This window comes from Arthrobacter sp. Y81, assembly GCF_002929335.1.
Classification (GTDB): Bacteria; Actinomycetota; Actinomycetes; order Actinomycetales; family Micrococcaceae; genus Arthrobacter.
Genome location: NZ_PJIL01000011.1, coordinates 24,368 through 44,820 on the forward strand (window position 1 = coordinate 24,368; position 20,453 = coordinate 44,820).

16 protein-coding genes are annotated in these 20,453 nt (G+C 66.1%); 3 read left to right on the forward strand and 13 right to left on the reverse strand.

Features of this window, described 5'->3' with window-relative positions:
- Nucleotides 1-5 precede the first annotated feature (5 nt).
- Nucleotides 6-995 carry a carbohydrate kinase gene (locus CXQ91_RS15110; protein WP_104174724.1) on the forward strand — a complete coding sequence of 330 codons (990 nt, stop codon included), beginning with the start codon at nucleotides 6-8 and terminating at the stop codon, nucleotides 993-995.
- On the opposite strand, the gene CXQ91_RS15115 is transcribed toward CXQ91_RS15110, so the two are convergent.
- Both CXQ91_RS15115 and CXQ91_RS15120 read right to left on the reverse strand, forming a co-directional pair.
- A complete protein-coding gene (locus CXQ91_RS15115; RefSeq protein ID WP_104174725.1) occupies nucleotides 968-2,926 on the reverse strand; it encodes a glycoside hydrolase family 32 protein in 1,959 nt (652 codons plus the stop codon). The genes CXQ91_RS15110 and CXQ91_RS15115 overlap by 28 nt on opposite strands.
- A gap of 145 nt (nucleotides 2,927-3,071) precedes the next feature.
- A complete protein-coding gene (locus tag CXQ91_RS15120; protein ID WP_104174726.1) occupies nucleotides 3,072-4,031 on the reverse strand; it encodes a hypothetical protein in 960 nt (319 codons plus the stop codon).
- Nucleotides 4,032-4,208: 177 nt separating this feature from the next.
- Between CXQ91_RS15120 and CXQ91_RS15125 the strand changes: the two genes are divergently transcribed.
- The gene (locus tag CXQ91_RS15125; RefSeq protein ID WP_104174727.1) at nucleotides 4,209-7,688 is read left to right on the forward strand and encodes a DEAD/DEAH box helicase; all 3,480 of its coding nucleotides are present in this window, start codon (nucleotides 4,209-4,211) and stop codon (nucleotides 7,686-7,688) included.
- 34 nt (nucleotides 7,689-7,722) lie between these two features.
- Here the strand turns inward: CXQ91_RS15125 and CXQ91_RS15130 are convergent, their stop codons facing one another.
- The gene (locus tag CXQ91_RS15130; protein ID WP_104174728.1) at nucleotides 7,723-8,109 is read right to left on the reverse strand and encodes a hypothetical protein; all 387 of its coding nucleotides are present in this window, start codon (nucleotides 8,107-8,109) and stop codon (nucleotides 7,723-7,725) included.
- A 244-nt stretch (nucleotides 8,110-8,353) separates the two neighbouring features.
- Between CXQ91_RS15130 and CXQ91_RS15135 the strand changes: the two genes are divergently transcribed.
- Entirely contained in the window at nucleotides 8,354-9,289 is a 936-nt protein-coding gene (locus tag CXQ91_RS15135) for a ketopantoate reductase family protein (protein ID WP_104174729.1), read from the forward strand.
- 43 nt (nucleotides 9,290-9,332) lie between these two features.
- Here the strand turns inward: CXQ91_RS15135 and CXQ91_RS15140 are convergent, their stop codons facing one another.
- The 10 genes from CXQ91_RS15140 to CXQ91_RS15185 form a co-directional block, all read right to left on the reverse strand.
- Complete coding sequence (locus tag CXQ91_RS15140) at nucleotides 9,333-10,166, reverse strand: alpha/beta fold hydrolase (protein WP_104174730.1); 834 nt, start codon at nucleotides 10,164-10,166, stop codon at nucleotides 9,333-9,335.
- A 110-nt stretch (nucleotides 10,167-10,276) separates the two neighbouring features.
- The gene (locus tag CXQ91_RS15145; protein WP_104174731.1) at nucleotides 10,277-10,699 is read right to left on the reverse strand and encodes a heat shock protein transcriptional repressor HspR; all 423 of its coding nucleotides are present in this window, start codon (nucleotides 10,697-10,699) and stop codon (nucleotides 10,277-10,279) included.
- A gap of 34 nt (nucleotides 10,700-10,733) precedes the next feature.
- Complete coding sequence (locus CXQ91_RS15150; RefSeq protein ID WP_104174732.1) at nucleotides 10,734-11,720, reverse strand: DnaJ C-terminal domain-containing protein; 987 nt, start codon at nucleotides 11,718-11,720, stop codon at nucleotides 10,734-10,736.
- A gap of 161 nt (nucleotides 11,721-11,881) precedes the next feature.
- A complete protein-coding gene (locus CXQ91_RS15155; protein ID WP_181038903.1) occupies nucleotides 11,882-12,568 on the reverse strand; it encodes a nucleotide exchange factor GrpE in 687 nt (228 codons plus the stop codon).
- 2 nt (nucleotides 12,569-12,570) lie between these two features.
- Nucleotides 12,571-14,439, reverse strand: coding sequence for a molecular chaperone DnaK (gene dnaK / locus CXQ91_RS15160; protein WP_104174733.1), 1,869 nt, complete (start codon nucleotides 14,437-14,439; stop codon nucleotides 12,571-12,573).
- Nucleotides 14,440-14,824: 385 nt separating this feature from the next.
- Nucleotides 14,825-15,304, reverse strand: a complete 480-nt coding sequence (locus CXQ91_RS15165; RefSeq protein WP_181038904.1) for a hypothetical protein — start codon at nucleotides 15,302-15,304, stop codon at nucleotides 14,825-14,827.
- A 208-nt stretch (nucleotides 15,305-15,512) separates the two neighbouring features.
- The gene (locus CXQ91_RS15170) at nucleotides 15,513-17,048 is read right to left on the reverse strand and encodes an alpha-N-arabinofuranosidase (RefSeq protein ID WP_104174734.1); all 1,536 of its coding nucleotides are present in this window, start codon (nucleotides 17,046-17,048) and stop codon (nucleotides 15,513-15,515) included.
- 64 nt (nucleotides 17,049-17,112) lie between these two features.
- On the reverse strand, nucleotides 17,113-18,012 hold the full coding sequence (locus tag CXQ91_RS15175; RefSeq protein ID WP_104174735.1) for a carbohydrate ABC transporter permease: 900 nt from the start codon (nucleotides 18,010-18,012) through the stop codon (nucleotides 17,113-17,115).
- 2 nt (nucleotides 18,013-18,014) lie between these two features.
- Complete coding sequence (locus CXQ91_RS15180; protein WP_104174736.1) at nucleotides 18,015-18,968, reverse strand: carbohydrate ABC transporter permease; 954 nt, start codon at nucleotides 18,966-18,968, stop codon at nucleotides 18,015-18,017.
- A gap of 82 nt (nucleotides 18,969-19,050) precedes the next feature.
- Nucleotides 19,051-20,382, reverse strand: a complete 1,332-nt coding sequence (locus CXQ91_RS15185) for an extracellular solute-binding protein (RefSeq protein WP_258074013.1) — start codon at nucleotides 20,380-20,382, stop codon at nucleotides 19,051-19,053.
- Nucleotides 20,383-20,453: the final 71 nt, after the last annotated feature.

Below are 20,453 nucleotides of genomic sequence, written 5' to 3' on the forward strand. Positions count from 1 at the left end.
ATCCAATGTTCAGTCCCGTTTCGCACGCCTCCCCTGCCGACAGCCCCGACGTCATCGTCGTCGGCGAGGCGCTGATCGACGTCGTCAGCCGTCCCGACGGCGATGTGGAGCACCCCGGCGGCTCGCCGGCCAACGTCGCCTACGGGCTCGCTCGGCTGGGAGTCAGCACGGGGTTGCTGACGGCAATCGGCGACGACGCCCGCGGGGCGGCGATCGAAGCCCACCTGTCCGGCGCCGGAGTCGTGCTGCTGCCGGGGGCCCGTTCCCTCGAACGCACTGCCTCGGCAACGGCCACGATCGCCGCGGACGGCTCGGCCAGCTACGTCTTCGACATCGACTGGCGGCTGGAGGCGCTGGCGCCGGCATTTTTCCCGAAGGTCCTGCACACCGGCTCGATCGCCACGTTCCTGGCGCCGGGCGCCGCCGCCGTCCGGACCCTGCTGGAGCAGGCACACCGGGACTGCATGGTCACCTACGACCCCAACATCAGGCCGGCGCTCCTCGGCAGCCACAGTGAAGCGAAGTCCCTGTTCGAGGAACTCGTCCCCCTGACCGACGTCGTCAAACTCAGCGACGAAGACGCCCGCTGGCTGTACCCGGGGCAGGATCTGGAGCAGACGGCGGAGAGGATCCTTGCCCTGGGCACCGGGCTTGCCGTCATAACGGCCGGAGCCGAAGGATCACTGCTCCGCGCGGCTGAGGGCAGTCTTCATATTCCGTCCGTGACCACGTCCGTGGCGGACACCATCGGCGCGGGCGACTCGTACATGGCCGCCCTGATCCTCGGGCTGCTGACCCGCGGCACCGCCGGGCTGGCCCCTTCCGTGCTCGAGGCCATCGGCCGGACAGCATCGGCGGCGGCCGCCATCACGGTCAGCCGGCCCGGCGCCAACCCGCCCACCCTCGACGAACTCCGGGCGGCCCAGGACGCGGCTGCCCAGGACCGGGCCGCCCATCACCGGGCGGATCAGGACGCGGCGGCCATCGGCGTGTAGCTGAAGGACTTCAGCGTCAGTGTCCCGTCCTCGGTCAATGCCTTCAGGCCCTTGGGAGCGCCCGCGGGAAACGCCAGCGACGTCAGGGTCTTCTCCCCGCCGTTGACGAACACCTCAACGGAGCTGTAGTCGACATAGATTGTCAGCTGCACCCGGCCCTCGCGGGGAGCGGATTCCGCCCGCCGGACCGTGCCGTAATCGGGTGCGAGTCCGGCGGTTTCCTTGGCTGCACCGTCACGGGAGACGAACGCGGTTTCCGAGTCGAAGTCATACCCCACTGTGGCGAAGACCCCGTTGTCGGCGAGCAGCTCCACTTTGGCCTCGGAGCCGTCGTCCCCGGCCGCGCGTTCGAGCGTGAGGTCAAGCCGGTACGCACCGCCGTCGGGCGCGGGCAGCTCAGCGGTACCGTCCGGAGTCAGTTTCCGGTCCTCCACAGTGACCGTCCCGCCTTCCAGTGACTTCAACGCATTGGTGGGTGTGGAGACGAGCGTGGGCCTGCCGGAGACGGTCTTCAGCCGGATGTCCCTGACCACCGTATCGGCGCCGCCGTGCCAGTCTTCCGTGGGCAGCTTTCGCGCATAGGCCCAGTTGTTCAGCCAGGCGATGGCGTGGCGGGAACCCATGCGCTGGCTTTCGGTGAGCCGCGGGTCGTCCCAGGTCACGGCGGCGTAGAAATCGGAGCCGTCGTCGAGCCACTGGTGCTTCTCTTCCGACGGCGTGAACCGTGTGCCGTCCCAGGCTCCGGTCCAGTAGGCCACGCCGGTGGACTTTCCCTCCTCGGCCCCGTTGGCGCTGGCGGCGAGCACCCATGTCCGCTTGGCCGGGTCGCCGTCGACGTCGAGCTGGAAGAGCTCGGGGCATTCAAGGACGCCCAGGCCTTCGCGCTCGAAGCCGGACAGGTAGCGCCATTCCTTCAGGTTGGAGGACGCGTACAGTCCGATCTTCCCGCCCTCCGCCAAGGCCATGACCCACTGGTTGTTGGCTTCATCGCGGATGATCTTCGGATCGCGCCAGTGCTGCTCCCCGGGGTTGTCCATCACCGGGTTGCCGTCATAGGCCTTGAACGAATACCCCTTGTCGGTGGAATAGAACAGCGACTGCCGCTGCACTCCCTCGTCCTGCTGGGTCATAACGGCGATGACCGCGTCCTTGCCGAACCCTGCGGAGTTCCCGTGGTCCACCACGGCGCTGCCCGTCTCGATGTCTCCAAGGCCGTTCTTGTACTTTTCGATGGCCACCCCCTCGTCCTTCCAGTGCACCAGGTCGGTGCTGGTGAGGTGGTACCACTCGGTACCGTTCTCCCCGGGGTAACCGGAGTTGTAGAGGTAGTAGTAGTGCCACTGACCGTCCAGCCAGAAGGGCCGCTGGGGATCGTTCATCCAGTTTTCCCGGGGCGTGATGTGGTAGCTGGGCCGGTAGGCCGAGGCACCCTCCGGACGCGCGAACGCCGATTCTGCCGGTGCGGGCACCTCCGGTCCGGCGCCAAGGTCGGCCAGCATGGCATCCACCGCTTCGGGAGTGATGCAGCCGGGCCGGGGAATGTCCCCGGAACCTGCCCGCACCACCTGGTCCCGCACGCTGGACCGCACATAGACGTCCTGGCCCAGCCGGGCGGCGGCCACCCAGCCGTCAGTGCATTCGATGGTGCGGAGGTCGGAGACGCCGTCGGTCCGAAGCGGATGCGCCAGGCCCTCCAGGCTGCGGTCTCCCCCGGCCAGCCAGAAGGAGCCGTAACGGCCCTTTCCATCCTTGGCTTCCGACTGCGCCTTGGCGACGTCAGCCAGCGCTTGCTCGGCCGGGCCGCCCGGGTCCGGCCGAGACCCCAACCCCACCATCAGGGCCACCGCCACCAGCACCAAGGCAGCGGCAGCGGCCACCGCCACCCACAGGGCCCGTGGCGTGAGTTTGTTGGGAAGAAACCTGAGTGACATGTCCACCGATCATCGTGATGCACAAACGCCGGCGCCGGGTTTAAAGCCGGCGCCGGCGTTCCGCATTCTGGTCTGATTTCACTCAATTTTACAGGGGATGCACCCCGGTGTTCCCGCTGCGGTCGCCGCAGCCCGGCGGAGGGACCTACGCGTCAGCCTCTTCGAACTCAACCGCCGCAACAATTTCCTTGGTCGAGGGGCTGATCATGTAAGCCTCATCGTCATCTTCCACCATGATGAAATCACCGTGGTCCGTGGTGAAGTGCCAGGCCAGGACAGTCTCGCCGTTGTGCTCGTAGTTGGGATCGCCCATGGTGATTTTCTGCAGCTCGTGGCCGGCGACGTCGCACAGTTCGCGGATGATCAGTTCGAACTCCGGCGCATTCTCGAGGGCCTCTTCCGCCGCCTCGGCCTGGCGTTCGGCCAGGTTGGGGATCTGCGCCACGCGCTCTGCGATGTGCAGCTCCAGCTGCTCGTCGGCCAGCACCAGCAGGCCTTCCTGGCTGCGGAGCCATGCGGCGTTCAGCGCAAGGATGTCCTCGGTCTCCAGCAGCGACTCGAAGTCGTCGTCGAGCCCCTCGAGTTCCCGCACTGCCTCGGCAGACCGGGCCGCCTCCGCAGTGGCGCTCCCGCCGTCGCCGTCGCTCCCGCCGTCGTCGTCGGTGCCGTCGGCGTCGTCGGTGCTGTCGCCGCCGCCGTCGACGTCGTCAAAATGCTCAGTGTCCCCGTCTGTATCCCCATCCAAGTACGCGTCGGCGTCGTCTTCGGAGAGGGCATCAAAAGCCGCGGCCGTGCGGTTGAACAGCGCCAGGTGGGCGGTGGCGCCCATGCCTTCCAGGCCTTCGCGGACGTAGGCGTCGATCTCTTCGCGCTCCGGCACGGTGAAGACGTACTGCGCGAAGCCGCCGGCCAGCGCCTGGGTGAGGTAGAAGTCAACGTAGTAGCTGCGCAGGGCGTTCGGCGCAATTTCCGGGGCGTCGAGCAGTTCCGCGTACATGGCGTTGACCACCGTCACGTTGGAATCAACAACGTCCTCGTTGGCCGCCGCGGCGCTATCGATTGTCAGGACAACGGGGTGCTTGCTGGCGGGCTGACCGGTGCTCATGGGAAATCCTCACTGCTGAAAGCGGGTGGTGCTCAGGACCCTTTCACGCTATGCCGCGGACCGGTCCGCGGGTTGAGGAGGAGTTGAACGTTGGGCGAAGTTTCAGGGCCTGTCCCGGCTCGGTAAGATGGATCAGATAACCTGCAGATTTTTGACCTGCTGAAAGTAGCGCGCACCATGCCATCCCAACCGGACGAGAGTGCGGCACTGGCAATACAGACCCCCGCGATCAACGACCGCTCCCTCGCGGCCGGACTCGCCTACGCCATGGGCAGCCGGGTCTCGGGGATTTCCTTCGATGCCGCCACCGGCCTGATGCTCGGCAAGGTCCGCGGCGGTTCGGACGCGCCCTATTCGACCACTGCGAAGCTGGTCCGGAAGGCGGGCGGCTGGAGCTGCACCGTGGGCGTCTGCAGCTGCCCCGTGCGGAAGGACTGCAAGCACGTGGCCGCGCTGCTGTTCGCCGCGGAGGACAATCCGGCCACCCGCGTCCAGCTGCTTGCCCCGGCCGAGGCCACCCGGTTGGCCCGTGAGCCGCTCGCGCAGGAGATGCCGGACTGGGAGCAGGCACTAGGCCCGCTCATTGCCCGGCCGGGAATCACCCAGTCCACCAACGGCATCCCGCTGGCCCTGCAGTTCGACATCGAAGAGCCTGCCCCGCACTTCTCCTACACGGGCCGGCGTGATCCGCTCCGCAGCGTGCGCCAGCTCAAGGCGCGCCCCGTGATCATGGGCGCCAAGGGGAAGTGGATCCGCGGCGACGTCTCTTGGAACACGCTCAGCTACCTCAACTACCGGCGCGAATGCAACGAGTCGCACGTGGAGTGGATGCAGGAATTCCTGGCGTCCCACACCGCCCTCGCCAACCGCCAGCACAATTCCACCGCGCCCTGGCTGGGACTGAACACCTACGCCGGAAAGAACTTCTGGAGCCTGCTCGCCCAGGCGCGGAAGATCGGCGTCGCGCTGGTGCACGCCAGCGGCCAGGAACCCGTACGGTTCGTGGAGGACCCTGCCGCCGTCGGGCTTAATCTGACCCGGTTCGGCGCTTCCGGCGGGGATGAAGCCGGCGCCGTCCCAAACGGGAAAACGCCCGACGACGGCGGGCTGACGCTCGCGCCCACCATCACCGTTGAGGGGGAAGTGGTTGATCCGGCGTCTGTGGGGACCATCGGCCGCCCTGCGCACGGGATCTTCCTGACGTCCGGAGGGGACGCCCTTCCGGGCGTGGGCACCGGATCGATCATCACGCTGGCTCCCCTGGAGAGCGGCCTCAGCGAGGAACTCCTGACGTTCGTCACGGCCGGCAGCGCCCTGCACATTCCGGCCCAGGACGAGACCCGCTTCCTCACCGGTTTCTACCCCAAGCTCAAGCAGGCCGCCCGGGTCACGGCCTCGGACGAGTCCGTGGAGCTGCCCACGCTGGCCGTTCCCACGTTGTCCCTGCTGGCAAACTACGGCACCGACCACAAGGTGCGCCTGCACTGGGAATGGCACTACAAGTCCGGGAACCTGGTCACGGCGCAGCCCCTGTGGCGCCACCCGGGCGACCACGGCTACCGGGACGACCCCACCGAAGCCCGCATCCTCGAGTCCGTGGGCCAGCCCTGGGAAGTTGTACCCAAGCTGGGCGAATCCGCCACGGGCGGCTGGGGCACCCCGCGGCTGGCGGCGTCCGCAGAGCTGAGCGGGCTGGATACCCTGGCCTTTACCGAGGAAGTGCTGCCGCGGCTCCGCAACACCCCGGACGTCGTGGTGGACACCGCGGGCGACATAGCCGACTACCGCGAGGCCGAGGAAGCCCCCATTGTGGCCATCTCCACCAAGGCCACGGACAGCCGCGACTGGTTCGACCTGGGCATTGTGATCACCCTTGAGGGCCAGCCGGTGTCCTTCGCCGCGCTGTTCTCCGCGCTGGCGGCCGGTGAAACCCGGATGCTCCTGCCCAGCGGCGCGTACTTCTCCCTGGACCTGCCCGAACTGCATCAGCTGCGCGCCCTCATTGACGAAGCCCGTTCACTACAGGACAACAAGGATGCACCCCTGCAGATCAGCCGGTTCCAGGCCGGCCTCTGGGACGAGCTGGCGCACCTGGGCATTGTGGACGAGCAGGCCGCCGCCTGGCGCGAAGCCGTGGGCGGGCTGCTCGAGGGCGGCATCAAAGGGCTGCCCCTGCCGGCAACGCTGAATGCCGAGCTGCGCCCGTACCAGCTGGAGGGTTTCAACTGGCTGAGCTTCCTCTACCGGCACGGGCTCGGCGGGGTGCTGGCTGACGACATGGGCCTGGGCAAGACCGTCCAGGCGCTGGCGCTGATCTGCGCGGCGAAGGAAGCAACCCGGGTTCCGGAGGGCACCGTTGCTGACGGGACGCAGGCTTCCGACGGCGCCGTACCGAGTGCGGCCGCCGTACCGGGCTCCGCACCTTTTCTGGTCGTGGCCCCCACCAGCGTGGTGGGCAACTGGGAAGCTGAAACCGCAAGGTTCGCTCCCGGCCTCACCGTCCGGGCCATCGGCGAGACGTTTGCGAAGAACGGCGTGGACCCGGCCGAGGCCATGGCCGGCGCGGACATCGTGATCACGTCCTACGCCCTGTTCCGGATCGACTACGAGGCGTACGCGTCCCGCGAATGGGCGGCCCTGGTGCTGGACGAGGCCCAGTTCGTGAAGAACCACCAGTCCAAGGCCTACCAGTGCGCGCGGAAGCTGCCGGCGGCGTTCAAGCTGGCCATCACCGGCACGCCGCTGGAAAACAACCTGATGGAATTCTGGGCCCTCACCTCGATTGTGGCGCCGGGCCTGTTCGCGAGCCCCAAGCGGTTCGCCGAGTACTACCAGAAGCCGGTGGAAAAGAACGGCGACAAGGGGCAGCTGGACAAGCTCCGCCGTCGGGTCCGTCCGCTCATGATGCGCCGCACCAAGGAGCAGGTCATCCACGACCTGCCGCCGAAGCAGGAGCAGATCCTCGAGGTGGTGTTGAACCCGCGGCACCAGAAGGTGTACCAGACCCACCTGCAGCGGGAGCGCCAGAAGATCCTGGGCCTCATCGACGACGTCAACAAGAACCGCTTCACCATCTTCCAGTCGCTGACGCTGCTGCGCCAGCTCAGCCTGGACGCATCCCTGGTGGATCCTTCCCTGTCCGGGGTCCGGTCCAGCAAGCTGGACGTGCTGTTCGAGCAGCTGGAGGACCTTGTGGCCGAGGGGCACCGGGCACTGATCTTCAGCCAGTTCACCGGGTTCCTGGGCAAGGTCCGTGAGCGGCTGGTCGAGGAGAAGATCGAGTTCTGCTACCTCGACGGCGGCACCCGCAACCGTACCGATGTGGTGAACGAGTTCAAGAACGGCTCCGCCCCCGTGTTCCTGATCAGCCTCAAGGCCGGCGGCTTCGGCCTGAACCTGACGGAGGCGGACTACGTGTTCCTGCTGGACCCGTGGTGGAACCCGGCCTCCGAGGCGCAGGCCGTGGACCGCACCCACCGGATCGGGCAGGCACGGAATGTGATGGTCTACCGCCTGGTTGCCAAGGACACCATCGAGGAAAAGGTCATGGCCCTGAAGGCGAAGAAGTCGCAGCTGTTTGCGGACGTGATGGAGGGCGATGCGCTCTCCGGCGGTTCCCTGACGGCTGAGGACCTGGCCGGCCTGTTCAACGACTGAGGGTTTGACTGCCGGCGTTTTCAACGCCGGACGGTCAGCCCATTGCGGGCGCGAGGGACCGTCCGGACGACAGCTGCTTCCGGGCCCAGCGGGCGAGTTTCGTGCCCTTGCCCTTCCACCAGTTGTCCTCGTCCTTGTCGTGGTGCAGGCGGAAGACGATCATCACCATGACGAAGACGCCCATGGCAACGTCCATCCAGGACCAGAAGACGGCGTCAACCAGCACGCTGATGCCCATGACCAGGACGGACGGCACGGCCAGTGTGCGGAAAATGGTACTGGCCACGTAGCGCCGGTGCGACCTGGGCACGGACAGGGCTCGCACCATGTCAAAACAGAGGCACACCACCACCATGGCCTGGCCGAGGGACAGCAGGACCTGCCCGGACATCGAGCCCGCGAACATGGCAACTGATTCCATTCCCGCGCTCATCGGACGCCGCCAATTTGGGCAGGGCGCGGAACTGACACATCGGGACTGCAGAGAACACGCATAAGGAAAACCCCCAGAGAGACCAGAATCAAGCTGTGAGACCCAGCTGTGCTCCATTCAAGCGGCTGCCGCTCCGGTCCGTCACGAGTAGCGTGTACTCTATTCTGCCTGTCCGGGCGCCGGGGAGCCCTCCCGGGTACTCAGTCCGGCGCCCGCACCACCGAGGAGCACTATGAACAGCCAGCCGAACGCCCAAAGGATCCTGGTTGTCGGTGCCGGCGCCACCGGCGGATACTTCGGCGCGCGCCTGGCGCAGGCCGGCCGGGACGTGACCTTCCTGGTCCGCGAGGGGCGGTCCGCCACCCTGCGCCGGCGCGGTCTGCGCATCACTGGCCTGGGACAAGAGGACGTCATCGAACCTGCGCTTGTCACCGCGGCGGACCTCAACAGCCCCTACGATCTGGTGCTGGTTACAGTGAAAGCCTCAGCCCTCCCCCGGGCACTGGCCGACGTGGCACCGGCGGTGGGGCCGGAGACAGTGATTATTCCGTTCCTCAACGGCCTGGCCCACATGGACACGCTGGTCGCTGCATTCGGCACCGATCGGGTCCTGGGCGGGATCGTCAAGGTGGTCACTACCGTCACTGACGACGGCGACATCCTGCAGATGAATCCGCTGGCGACACTCACGGTCGGGGAACAGCACGGCCCGCCGAGTGACCGCGTCCTGCAGGCGGTGGAGCTCTTCACCGTGCCCGGGTTCAAGGCCTCGGCCACAGCGGATGCCTTGGCATCCATGTGGCACAAATGGGTATTCATCGTCTCTGCCGGCACCGTGACCTGCCTGATGCGGGGACCGGTGGGCGCCATCGTCGCAGTGCCCGGCGGCAAGGAGTTCGTGCACTCCGTCCTGGCCGAAGCCGGTGCCGTCGCGGCCGCGGCCGGCTATCCGGTACCGGAGCATGAAACGGAGCAGTCCTTGAGCATGCTTACGCAGCCGGGATCCACCTTCACATCGTCCCTCTACCGCGACGTCGTTGCCGGCCTCCCCGGCGAGACGGAACACCTGCTGGGCGACTTCACCCGGCGGGCACGCCTCCTCGGGACCGGCACGCCGCTGATCGACCTCGCCCTGATGCAACTCAGGGTCCACGCCGCAACCAGCTAGCGTGCCGCTCCGGTAATGCAGCCTCGGGAAGGCTGAGGCGTTCCTACTTTTTGAGGAACGCCAGGAGTGCCTCGTTGATTTCCGGCGCATGCGTCCACAGCATCCCGTGCGGGGCACCCTCGATCTCCACGTAGTCCGCGGCGGGCAGCGCTTCCTTGAAGCGGCGGCCGGTGACGTCGATGGGCAGGATGTTGTCCGCCGTTCCGTGGACGATCAGCGCGGGAACGTCGATCTTCGGGATGTCCTCGCGGAAGTCCGTCAGCCAGGTGGGCTGCGCAGCCACGGAGGCGTGCGCGGAGGACTTGCTCGCGGTGGCCCAGCTGGCCCGCAGCGCTTCTTCGCTGAGGCGGCTGCCCAGGGTGTCGTCGGTGTTGAAGAAGTTCTTGAAGAACTCCGTGAAGAAGGCGTAGCGGTCTTCCTTCACGGCGCCGAGCAGGCCGTCGAAGACTTCCTGGGGAACGCCGTCGGGGTTGTCCTCCGTCTTCAGCAGGAAGGGCTCCAGGGAGCCAAGGAACACGGCTTTGGACACGCGGGCCGATCCGTAGGTGCTGATGTAGCGGGCCACTTCGCCGGTTCCCATCGAGAAGCCCACCAGCACGGCGTCGGTCAGGTCGAGCTCGGTGAGCAGGGAATTGAGGTCCGCGGCAAAGGTGTCATAGTCGTAGCCCTCGGTGGGCTTGCTGGATTTACCGAACCCGCGGCGGTCGTAGGTGATCACCCGGTAGCCGGCCTCCAGCAGCACGGCCGTTTGCCGTTCCCAGGAGGCGCCGTCGAGGGGGTACCCGTGGATGAGGACCACCGGCTGTCCCTGTCCGTGGTCCTCGTAGTACAGCTCAACGGTGGTGCTGTTTTCTTTTCCGACAGAGACAAAGGCCATGAGGGCGTTCCTTCCGGGGCAATGAAGACTGGCAGCGAACAGGCGTGACCATCCACTCTGTTCCGGCACGCTTCGCCTGTCAAGGCAAAGCCACCGTGCCCGTCTGCGGGTCAGTCGGTGGGGTGCGGGCGCCACACCACAACGGCCTGGGAGCGGGCGCGGGGACGCTGGCCGCGCGCCAGGCTGACCACGTCGCCCGCGGTCCCGGCAGCGAAAATGCGCGAGTCCAGCGGCGTGCGGCGGCGGCCCAGTTCCTCTGTCAGCTCGCCCACGCGTCGCTGCAGCGCAGCCACCTGGTTCTCCAGCTGCAGGATCCGCTTGATTCCCTCCAGCGACACCCCCTCGTGCGAGAGCCGCTGCACCTCTCGGAGCATGTTGACGTCACGCTGGGAGTACCGCCGGGATTTTCCGGGCGCGCGGCTGGGCGAGACGATGCCCAGGCGGTCATACTGCCGCAGCGTCTGCGGGTGCATGTCTGCCAGTTCAGCCGCCACCGAGATGACGAAGATCGGCTGATCGAATCCAATGTCCATGCCCGCCCTCTCCCTAAACCCTGCCCCCGAAACCCTAGAGGCGCGCCTTGGCTGCCAGGCCGGCGCGGACGTCCTGACCGGCGGTGGCTGCGGCGAAAGCCTTCACGGCCTCCTCCGCTTCCTTGGTCAGCTTCTGCGGAACCACGACGTCGATGGTCACCAGCAGGTCGCCGGTGGCCTTGGCGTGCTTGACCCCGCGGCCCTTGACACGCAGTGTGCGTCCGGACGGCGTTCCTGCGGGAACGCGGACCTTGACCTTCTCGCCGTCGATCGTGGGCACCTCGATGTCAGCGCCCAGGGCCGCTTCCGGGAAGGAGACCGGAACGTGGATGCGGAGGTTGTCGCCGTCGCGCGTGTAGAAGTCGTGGCCCTTGACGTTGACGGTGACCATCAGGTCGCCGTTGCCGGCGGGACCGTACTGGCCCTTGCCGCGGACGCGGACCTTCTGGCCGTCCTTGATGCCTGCCGGAACACGGACGTCGATGACGTCGCCTTCAGGTTCGCGCAGGCCGATGGTGGTGCCGCGGATGGAGCCGGCGAATGAAATGGTAGTGGTCGCCGTGCGGTCGGCACCCTTCTGCGGCGCGCGCTGGAACCCGGCTCCGGAGCCGGGTCCGCCGAACTGTCCGCCGAAGAGGTCGGCGAACTCCGGCGGAATGCCGCCAGAGGTGCTGTAGCCACCGGAGTGACGGCCGCTGCCACCGGTGAACAGACCGCCGAAGAGATCTTCGAAGCCGGCACCGCCAGGCGCTCCGCCCCCGCCGCCGGGAGCAAACCGCGCGCCGCCGCCCATGGCACGGATCGCGTCATACTGCTGGCGCTCATCGGGATCCGAAAGCACCGAATAGGCCTCGGAGATGTCCTTGAACTTCTTCTCCGAAGCCACGTCACCCGCGTTCGTGTCCGGGTGGTGCTGGCGCGCAAGCTTCCGGTAGGCCTTCTTGATATCGGCGTCGGAAGCGTCCTTGGCGACTCCAAGGATCTTATAGAAATCCTTGTCGACCCAGTCCTGGCTAGCCAATGGCGTTTCCTTTCAAGTTCTTACAAAATGCGCTACGCAGGTGATGGGCCCCCGCCCCTTTCGCGTGGTGGCTTGGTCCTTGCGGACCAAGCCACCACGCTCCGGCAGGCCCGATGCCACTCCCGGGGCCCATCACCTGCTTCGCGCTATGTTTGGGCTACTTATGCAGGGACTGCAACAATAACCTGTGCTGCCCGGAGGACCCGCTCGCCGGACTTGTAGCCGGAGCGCAGGACCTGGCTGACAGTGTCGATTTCGACGTCCTGGCCGGGCTGCTGGATGAGGGCCTCGTGGATGGTGGGATCGAACTCCACCCCGGTCTCATCGATGCGGACCAGGCCGTAGGTCTTCAGCGCGTTCTCCAGCTTGGCGGCGATCGCGGCGAACGGGCCGTCGGCCAGGTCCCCGTGCTGGCGGGCGGCGTCAACGTCGTCCAATACCGGAAGCAGCGAGTTCAGGACGCCGATGACGGCCATCTCCCCTGCCACGGCACGGTCGCGTTCCACGCGCTTGCGGTAGTTGACGTACTCGGCCTGCAGGCGGCGGAGATCGTTCCTGAGTTCCTCCGCCTCCTCCGCACCTACGCCCTGGGCCACCGATTGCTCGGCCGGAACCTCAACGCTGTTGAGGATGTCCTCTGCCTGGGACAATGCGTCCCCCGAACCGGAACCCCCTGCCGTGGCGTGTTCCTGGTCTGGGTGGCGGGCCTTGCCGGTCTTCGGATCAACCTTGCGGTTGTCGTGGATCACCGGCTTCTGCGGCTCGTTCTCCTGGCTCTCGTTCTCTCGGCTGTCGCGGCCATGGTCTTTGGAAGAGCTGTGCTCTTCCTCGTTACCGTGATGCGGCATGATTACTTCTTCTCTTCTTCGTCAACGATCTCGGCGTCGACGATGTCCTCATCAGCAGCTTTGTCGCCGCCGGCGGTAGCACCCTCAGCGCCTGCAGCACCCGTGGCACCGTCCGGCGAACCGGCCTGCGCGTAGATGGCTTCGCCGAGCTTGGTCTGGGAAGCCTGCAGCTTCTCAAACGCGGTCTTCACCGCGGCGTCGTCGGTGCCTTCGAGGGCCTTCTTGAGGGCGTCGACGTCGGCCTGAACCTCGGTCTTGACCTCTTCGGGCAGCTTGTCGGCGTTGTCGATGATGAGCTTGTCCACGGAGTAGGCGAGCTGCTCGGCCGTGTTGCGGGTGTCCGTTGCCTCGCGGCGGGCCTTGTCCTCGGCTGCGTGCTCCTCGGCGTCCTTGACCATGCGGTCAATGTCTTCCTTGGAGAGGGCGGTGCCGCCGGTGATGGTCATGGACTGTTCCTTGCCGGTGCCCTTGTCCTTCGCGGAGACGTGCACGATGCCGTTGGCGTCGATGTCGAAGGTGACCTCGACCTGCGGGACGCCGCGCGGAGCCGGAGCAATGCCGGTCAGCTCGAACGTGCCCAGCGGCTTGTTGTCGCGAGTGAACTCGCGCTCGCCCTGGAAGACCTGGATGGCCACGGACGGCTGGTTGTCGTCAGCCGTGGTGAACGTCTCGGACCGCTTGGTGGGGATGGCCGTGTTGCGCTCGATCAGGTGCGTCATGACACCGCCCTTGGTTTCAATGCCGAGGGACAGCGGGGTGACGTCGATCAGCAGCACGTCCTTGCGCTCGCCCTTCAGGACACCTGCCTGCAGTGCGGCGCCGACGGCGACGACCTCGTCCGGGTTGACGCCCTTGTTGGGCTCCTTGCCGCCGGCCAGTTCCTTGACCAGTTCGTACACGGCGGGCATACGGGTGGAACCGCCCACCAGGACGATGTGGTCGATCTCGGAGAGCTTGATGCCGGCTTCCTTGATGACGTCCTGGAACGGCTTCTTGGTGCGGTCCAGCAGGTCCTTGGTGAGGTCCTGGAACTTGGCGCGGGTCAGCTGCTCGTCCAGGTGGACCGGGCCGTCGGGGGTGACGGAGAGGTACTGGAGGGAGACGTTGGTGCTGGTGGAGGAAGAAAGTTCCTTCTTGGCCTGTTCGGAGGCCTCGCGCAGGCGCTGCAGGGCGATCTTGTCCTTGGACAGGTCGATGCCCTTGACCTTGAGCTGGTTCAGCAGGTAGTCAACGACGCGCTGGTCCCAGTCGTCGCCGCCGAGGTGGTTGTCACCGGCGGTGGAGCGGACCTGGATGGTGGAGAAGTTGTCTTCGTCCTTGCCCACCTCGAGGAGGGAGACGTCGAAGGTTCCGCCGCCGAGGTCGAAGACGAGGATGAGTTCGTCTTCCTTGCCCTTGTCCAGGCCGTAGGCCAGGGCGGCCGCGGTGGGCTCGTTGACAATGCGCAGGACGTTCAGGCCGGCGATTTCTCCGGCTTCCTTGGTGGCCTGGCGCTGGGCATCGTTGAAGTAGGCCGGTACCGTGACCACGGCGTCGGTGACTTTTTCACCCAGGTAGGACTCGGCGTCGTTCTTCAGCTTCATCAGGATGCGGGCGGAGATTTCCTGCGCGGTGTACTTCTTGTCATCGATCGCCACGGACCAGTCAGTGCCCATGTGGCGCTTGACGGAGGCGATGGTGCGGTCGATGTTGTTGACGGCCTGGCGCTTGGCGATCTCGCCGACCAGGACTTCGCCGGACTTGGAGAACGCAACGACGGACGGCGTGGTGCGGCCACCCTCGGCGTTGGCAATGACGGTGGGCTCGCCACCTTCGAGAACGGAGACGACGGAGTTGGTGGTTCCGAGGTCGATACCTACTGCACGTGACATGTGTTGCTTCCTTCTTTCCTTGGAAACGATCCCGGGCCCGGTGTCCGGGCTGGCCGAAATTCAGGCACGCCCACTGATTGAGCGATCTACACTCAACTTTACCCATGCCCGGATTTAAGTCAATCCAAAGTTGAGTCAGATCGACTCAACTTTGGATTCCGACGGCGTGGGATCCCGGCGAAGGACCCGGAAGTCCAGCGGTTTACAGGCATTACGACGGCGGCCGCGGTCGGGTTTCGCTGTGCGTGAACGGGTCCCGGGCAGTTTCCTAGGCTTGTCCGCGGTTCATAACGTTCAAGGCCAGGACGCGCGGACAAGCCCCGGCCAGCTGGAAACCAGCCACGGGGCAGGGCGGGTGCAGGCAGGATTCTTCAGGCGGGCTTCTTCAGGCGGGGTCGCGCGGCTGATCCTCGTCCTCTTCGTCGGCCTCGTCTTCCACGGGCTCTTCATCCTCGACGAGCCGGTGTTCCGCGGGCACACTCTCAATGCCCTCGGCGCTCCCGGCAGCGCCCGCCGTGCCGTTGCCCGCAGCACCCACAGCGCCGGCCGTGCCAGCCGCACCGTAGTCGCCGTCCGGATACTCGGCTTCCTCAACCGTGACGAGGTTCTCCCCCGCCGTGCCGGCCTTGCCGTAGTCGCCGGCCTCGTACTCTCCTTCGACGGCGCCGGCCGGTTCCTCGACAGCCCCGGCCGCTCCGTAATCACCCTCGGGATACTCGCCGTCGCCGGCCGTCATTTCGTCCTCACGAGCAATTCCCGCTTTGCCGTAGTCGCCGTCGACGTACTGGCCGCTGTCCGCTTCGTCTGCCGGCGCGGGCTCGGTGCGGGGCTGCTTTTGTGCTTCAAATTCACTGTTCTCTGACACTGACGGATCCCTCCTGGAAGCATCGGACGCCCGGACGGGCGCAGGGGCAGTCTATCCATCCGCCCAGCCGTCCAACAGGGCCGAACGGGCCCCGTTCCCCGGCCCGTTCCCAGGCGCCGCTTCCCGCTCGTGCCGCCCGCAAGCATGCGGCGGGCGGCCACGAAAACGTGCCGCCCGCCGTCGTCCGTCACTGTGTCAGCAGTTCACCTCAGTTGCGCACGACCTCCAGTTCGATGGCCGCCCACGAAAGGGCGGGCAGGCTCGCGCGGACTTCGCCCCCGGCGGCCTTGACCCCCTCCAGCGGGGTGAGGCCGACAGCGCCGGGGTTCTCCTGCGTGTTGGTGATGAAACGGTCGGCGCCGTCAGGAACGCAGAGGACTTCGGCCCGAACCACCTGCCGGGCTTCGAAGCCGCGGAGCACCACTTCGATGTCCGCCGCTTCTTCCAGCCCGCGGTTGGCGAGGAACAGCGCGATGCGCCCCGTCTCCTCGTTCCATGTGGCGCTGACGTCCACGAGGTCGGCGTCGCCGAATTTGGCGTTGCTGTACTTATCCGAATCGACCGCCAGCCGGAGGATCTGGCCGTGGGCCAGCTCGGCCATGCGGGCGAACGGGTGGAAGATGGTCTGCTTCCACGCGGGCCCGTTTTCCTCACTCAGGATGGGGGCGATCACGTTGACCAGCTGCGCCTGGTTGGCGATCTTGACGCGGTCCCCGTGCCGGAGCAGGGAGTTGAGGAAGGTCCCGACGACGACGGCGTCCGTCACGTTGTACTGGTCCTCGATGACGCGGGGGTGCTCGCGCCAGCCGTGCTTGCCCACTTCCGCGGGGCTGTCGGCATCTCCGGGGCGGGTGTACCAGACGTTCCATTCGTCGAACGAGAGGTTGATGTGTTTCTTGTGCTTGCCCTTGGCCCGGACGGCGTCCGCCGTGGCGATCACGGATTCGATGAAGTAGTCCATGTCCACGGCGCTGGCCAGGAAGCTGCCGGCGTCGCCATCGTGTTCCTGGTAATAAGCGTGCAGCGAGACATAGTCCACCTGTTCGTAGGTGTGGGTCAGGACGGTCTGCTCCCACGCGCCGAACGTGGGCATGCCCGAGTTCGAGCTGCCGCAGGCCACGAGTTCAATGTCCGGATCCACGAAGCGCATGGCCTTCGCCGCTTCCTGCGCCAGCCGGCCGTACTCCTCGGCAGTCTTGTGCCCGATCTGCCACGGCCCGTCCATCTCGTTGCCCAGGCACCACAGCTTGATGTTGAAGGGGTCCTCATGCCCGTTCTTGCGGCGCAGGTCGGACAGCCGGGTGCCGGACGGGATATTGGCGTATTCCACCAGTTCGCGGGCGGCATCGACGCCGCGGGTGCCGAGGTTGACGGCTTCCATGACCTCAACCCCGGCTTCACGGGACCAGTCCACGAATTCGTGCAGTCCGAAGGCGTTGGTTTCCAGCGTGTGCCAGGCGCCGTCCAGCCGGCGGGGCCGGTCCGCGACCGGCCCGATGCCGTCCTCCCAGTTGTAGCCGGAGACGAAGTTTCCGCCGGGGTACCTGACGACAGTGGCGCCGAGTTCCTTGACGAGGTCCATGACGTCGCGGCGGAAACCGCGGTCGTCCGCGCGGGGATGGCCCGGCTCGTAAATGCCGGTGTAGACGCAGCGGCCCATGTGCTCAACAAAGGATCCGAAGATCCGGCGGGGAACTTCACCTACGGTGAAGTCGCGGTCAATGGTGATTCGTGCGCGGGACATTTTGCTCCTGACCTGGTGTTTGGCTTGGTGTGGATGGCGCAGGGTGTTGAGGTCCGGCGATGGCCTAGGTGCCGGCCAGGCCGGTGGTGGCCACGCCCCGGATGATCTGCCGCTGGAAGAACAGGAACACCACGATCAGGGGCAGTGCGGCCAGCAGGGCCGAGGCCATGTTCTGGGCGTACTGGATGCCGTAGGCGCTCTTGATGGTCTGCAGGCCCACAGGCAGGGTGAGGAGGGAACTCTCGTTCGTGGCAATGAACGGCCACAGGAAGTTGTTCCACGCCCCGATGAACACGAAGATGGCCACGGCGGCAAGGATCGGTCGGGACAGCGGGAGCACGATTGTGGTGAAGATCCGCAGCCGGCCCGCGCCGTCCATGAGGGCTGCTTCCTCGAGTTCACGCGGAATCTGGTCGAAGAATTTCTTGAGCACGAACACCATGGGCGAGTGGATCACCTGCGGCAGGATCAGCGCCCAGTACGTGTCGATCAGGTTCAGCGACTGCATCTGCTGGAACAGCGGGATGATGAGGACCGGCGGCGGAATGATGATGGAGGCCACGATCACACCCATCAGCATTTTCTTGCCGCGGAAGTCGATCCGCGAAATGGCGTAGGCCACGGACGCGGAAATCACCAGCGTGATGGCGGTGATCGCCGCGGAAGTGAACAGTGAGTTGAGCGTCCAGGTGGGGATGTTGCCGCTTTGCAGCACTTTGGCAAAGGCATCGAAGGTGAAGCCCGACGCCGGGATCCAGCTGATGGGGGTGGACGCGGCATCCGTTTCGGTCTTCAGTGCGGTGGCGGTGGCCCAGGCAAAGGGCACGAGCCACGCCACAGCGAGGACCGAGACGACGGCGGTGGCCAGGATGCGGGAAAGCGGCGTCTTCGGCCGGCGGTTTGGCACGGTTTCGGCGGAGCCCTTGGGCCGGAGTGCAGGCTTGGAAAGTGTGGTGGTGGCCATGGCTAGGCGCTCCTTTTCCGTGCGGTGAAGACCTGGGCGAGTGCGATGAGCAGGATCAGGCCGAAGAAGATGTAGGAAATGGCTGCGGAGTAGCCCAGCCGGTAGCCCGTGAATCCGGCCTCGAAGATGTACTGCACGATGGAGCGGGTCGCTCCGCCCGGTCCGCCTTCGGTCATCTGGTAGATCTGGTCAAAGACCTTCAGGGACGCGAGGATCTGCAGGATAACGATCATCACTGTGGTGGGGCCCAGCTGGGGAAGGCTGATGGAGAAGAACTGCCGCCAGCCGCCGGCGCCGTCGAGCGATGCCGCTTCATAGTGCTGCTGCGGGATGTTCTGCAGCGCGGCCAGGTACAGCAGGAAGTTGAAGCCCACGGTCCACCAGACCGTCGCAATCACGATGGCCCACATCGCCACGGACGGGTCGTTCAGCCAGGCCACCGGCGGAATGCCCAGGTTGGCGAGCAAATCGTTGAACAGCCCAAGCTCCGGGTTGTACATCCAGGCAAAGAAGAGCGAGACCACGGTGGAGGCGAGCAGGAACGGGGAGAAGAAGGAGAGCCGCCACAGCCACTGCGCGGGAAGGCCCATGTTGACCAGTGCTGCCAGGGCCAGGGCGATGACTACCAGCGGCACGGTGCTGATCAGCGTGAAGTACAGGGTGTTCCCCAGTGACCGCCACATGTCCTGGTCGGCGAACGCCTCGGTGTAGTTGGCCAGGCCGATGAACCCGCTGTTGGCGCCGGTGAGCGACTTTCCGGTGAGGCTCATGACGGCCCCGGAAATCATGGGCCAGACCAGGAACGTCAGGAAGAAGGCCAGGAACGGGGCAGCGAAGGCCCAGCCGTGAATGTTGTCTCGCCTGGAGCGGGAAGATTTCGCCGCGGGCGCTGGGATGTCGTCGCGCCGGCTGCGGGTTGATTTCCCGGCGGGCGCGGTTGTGGGGGCGGTGCTCATGAGGACTCCTTTGTCACGAACGGGGCGGTGCTCAATCGGGATTCGGCGATGCGTGCTCCGGCAGTACTGCCGGGGTCGGTGCTCACACCGGGTTAGGCATGGCGAGGACCGCGTTGATGCGCTTCATGAAGGCGTCCCAACCGTCGGTGGCCTTGTCCCGTCCGAGGAACACGTTCTGGACGTTCTCGGCGAAATAGCTCTGGAAGTCGGATCCGGAGCCCGTGAACCAGGCCTCGGGATCGTAGTTGATGATGTCCGCCGCGTTCGCATAGTCCGCCTGCGGATCCAATGCCGCGTACTCTCTGGACTTCACCACCGGCTGGTAGGCCGGAATGTGGCCGGCCTCCGCCCAGCTCAGGGAACCCTTGAGCATCGACGCAACGAACTGGTACACACCGCGGCGCTTGGATTCGTCGAGCTTCGCCTGGTGCGGCAGCACGAACGAGTGCGAGTCGGCGAAGGCCGCCGGCGTTCCGAACAGGGTGGGGATGGTGCTTGCTCCGAGCGGAACACCCGCCGTCTTCATGGTGGGCAGTTCCCAAACGCCGGTGAAAAGCAGCCCCGACCCCTGGCTGGCGAATTCCGCGATGGCCGTGCCGCCGTCGCCGCTTCTTGTGGAAATGGTGTTATCCAGCAGGGACTTGATGAACTCCAGGCAGTCGATGGCCACATCCCGCTCCACCTGGGCGGGCTTGCCGGGATCCAGGACGAAGTCCGCGCCGTGCTGGCGGTAGAGGGTATAGAACAGACGCCACATCTGCGCGCCGTCGCCCAGGTATCCGTAGGAGAGCCCGTGCCTGCCGGTGACGCGCTGCAGTTCACGGCTTACTTCAAGGAACTGTGACGGCGAGGAAATACTTGCCAGCTTCCCGTCGTTCCCCAGCACGCCTGCCTTGCCCGCCACGTCCGTGTTGTAGAGCATCACGAACGGGTGCGAGTCCAGGGCCAGCGAAAACACCTTGCCGTTGAACTGGCTCTTCTCCCAGATTCTCGGGCCGAAGTCTTCCGGCCGCACCCCGAACTCCGCCAGCAGGTCCAGGTCCCAGGCATCCAGCAGGCCGCCGGGAGCGTAGCCGGGCACCCTGGCCGCATGCATTATGGCCACCTCGGGCGGCCGCCCGCCCGCCGATGCCATGGCCAGTTTGGTGTAGTACGGCGCGCCCCAGGCGAGCACAGTGGGCTTGATCCTGAAGTCGGTGTGGTCCGCGTTGGCTTTGTCGATCATGGCCATCATCTTGATGCCGTCTCCGCCGGAGAGTAGGTGCCAGAAGCGGATGTCGTCCGCGGCGGCCTGGGCTGCACCGCCGCAGCCGGTCAGGCCACCGGCGAGGGCGAGCCCGCCGAACAGGGCACCTCCGCTCAGCAGCAATTGCCTGCGGTTCAAATGGGTACTGCCGAAATCCTGATGCTTCACCGTCACTCCTTTGGACGTAGCCGGACAAAACTTGTAGCCGCCTTCGGATGACCGGAAGCCGGTCTGCGCGA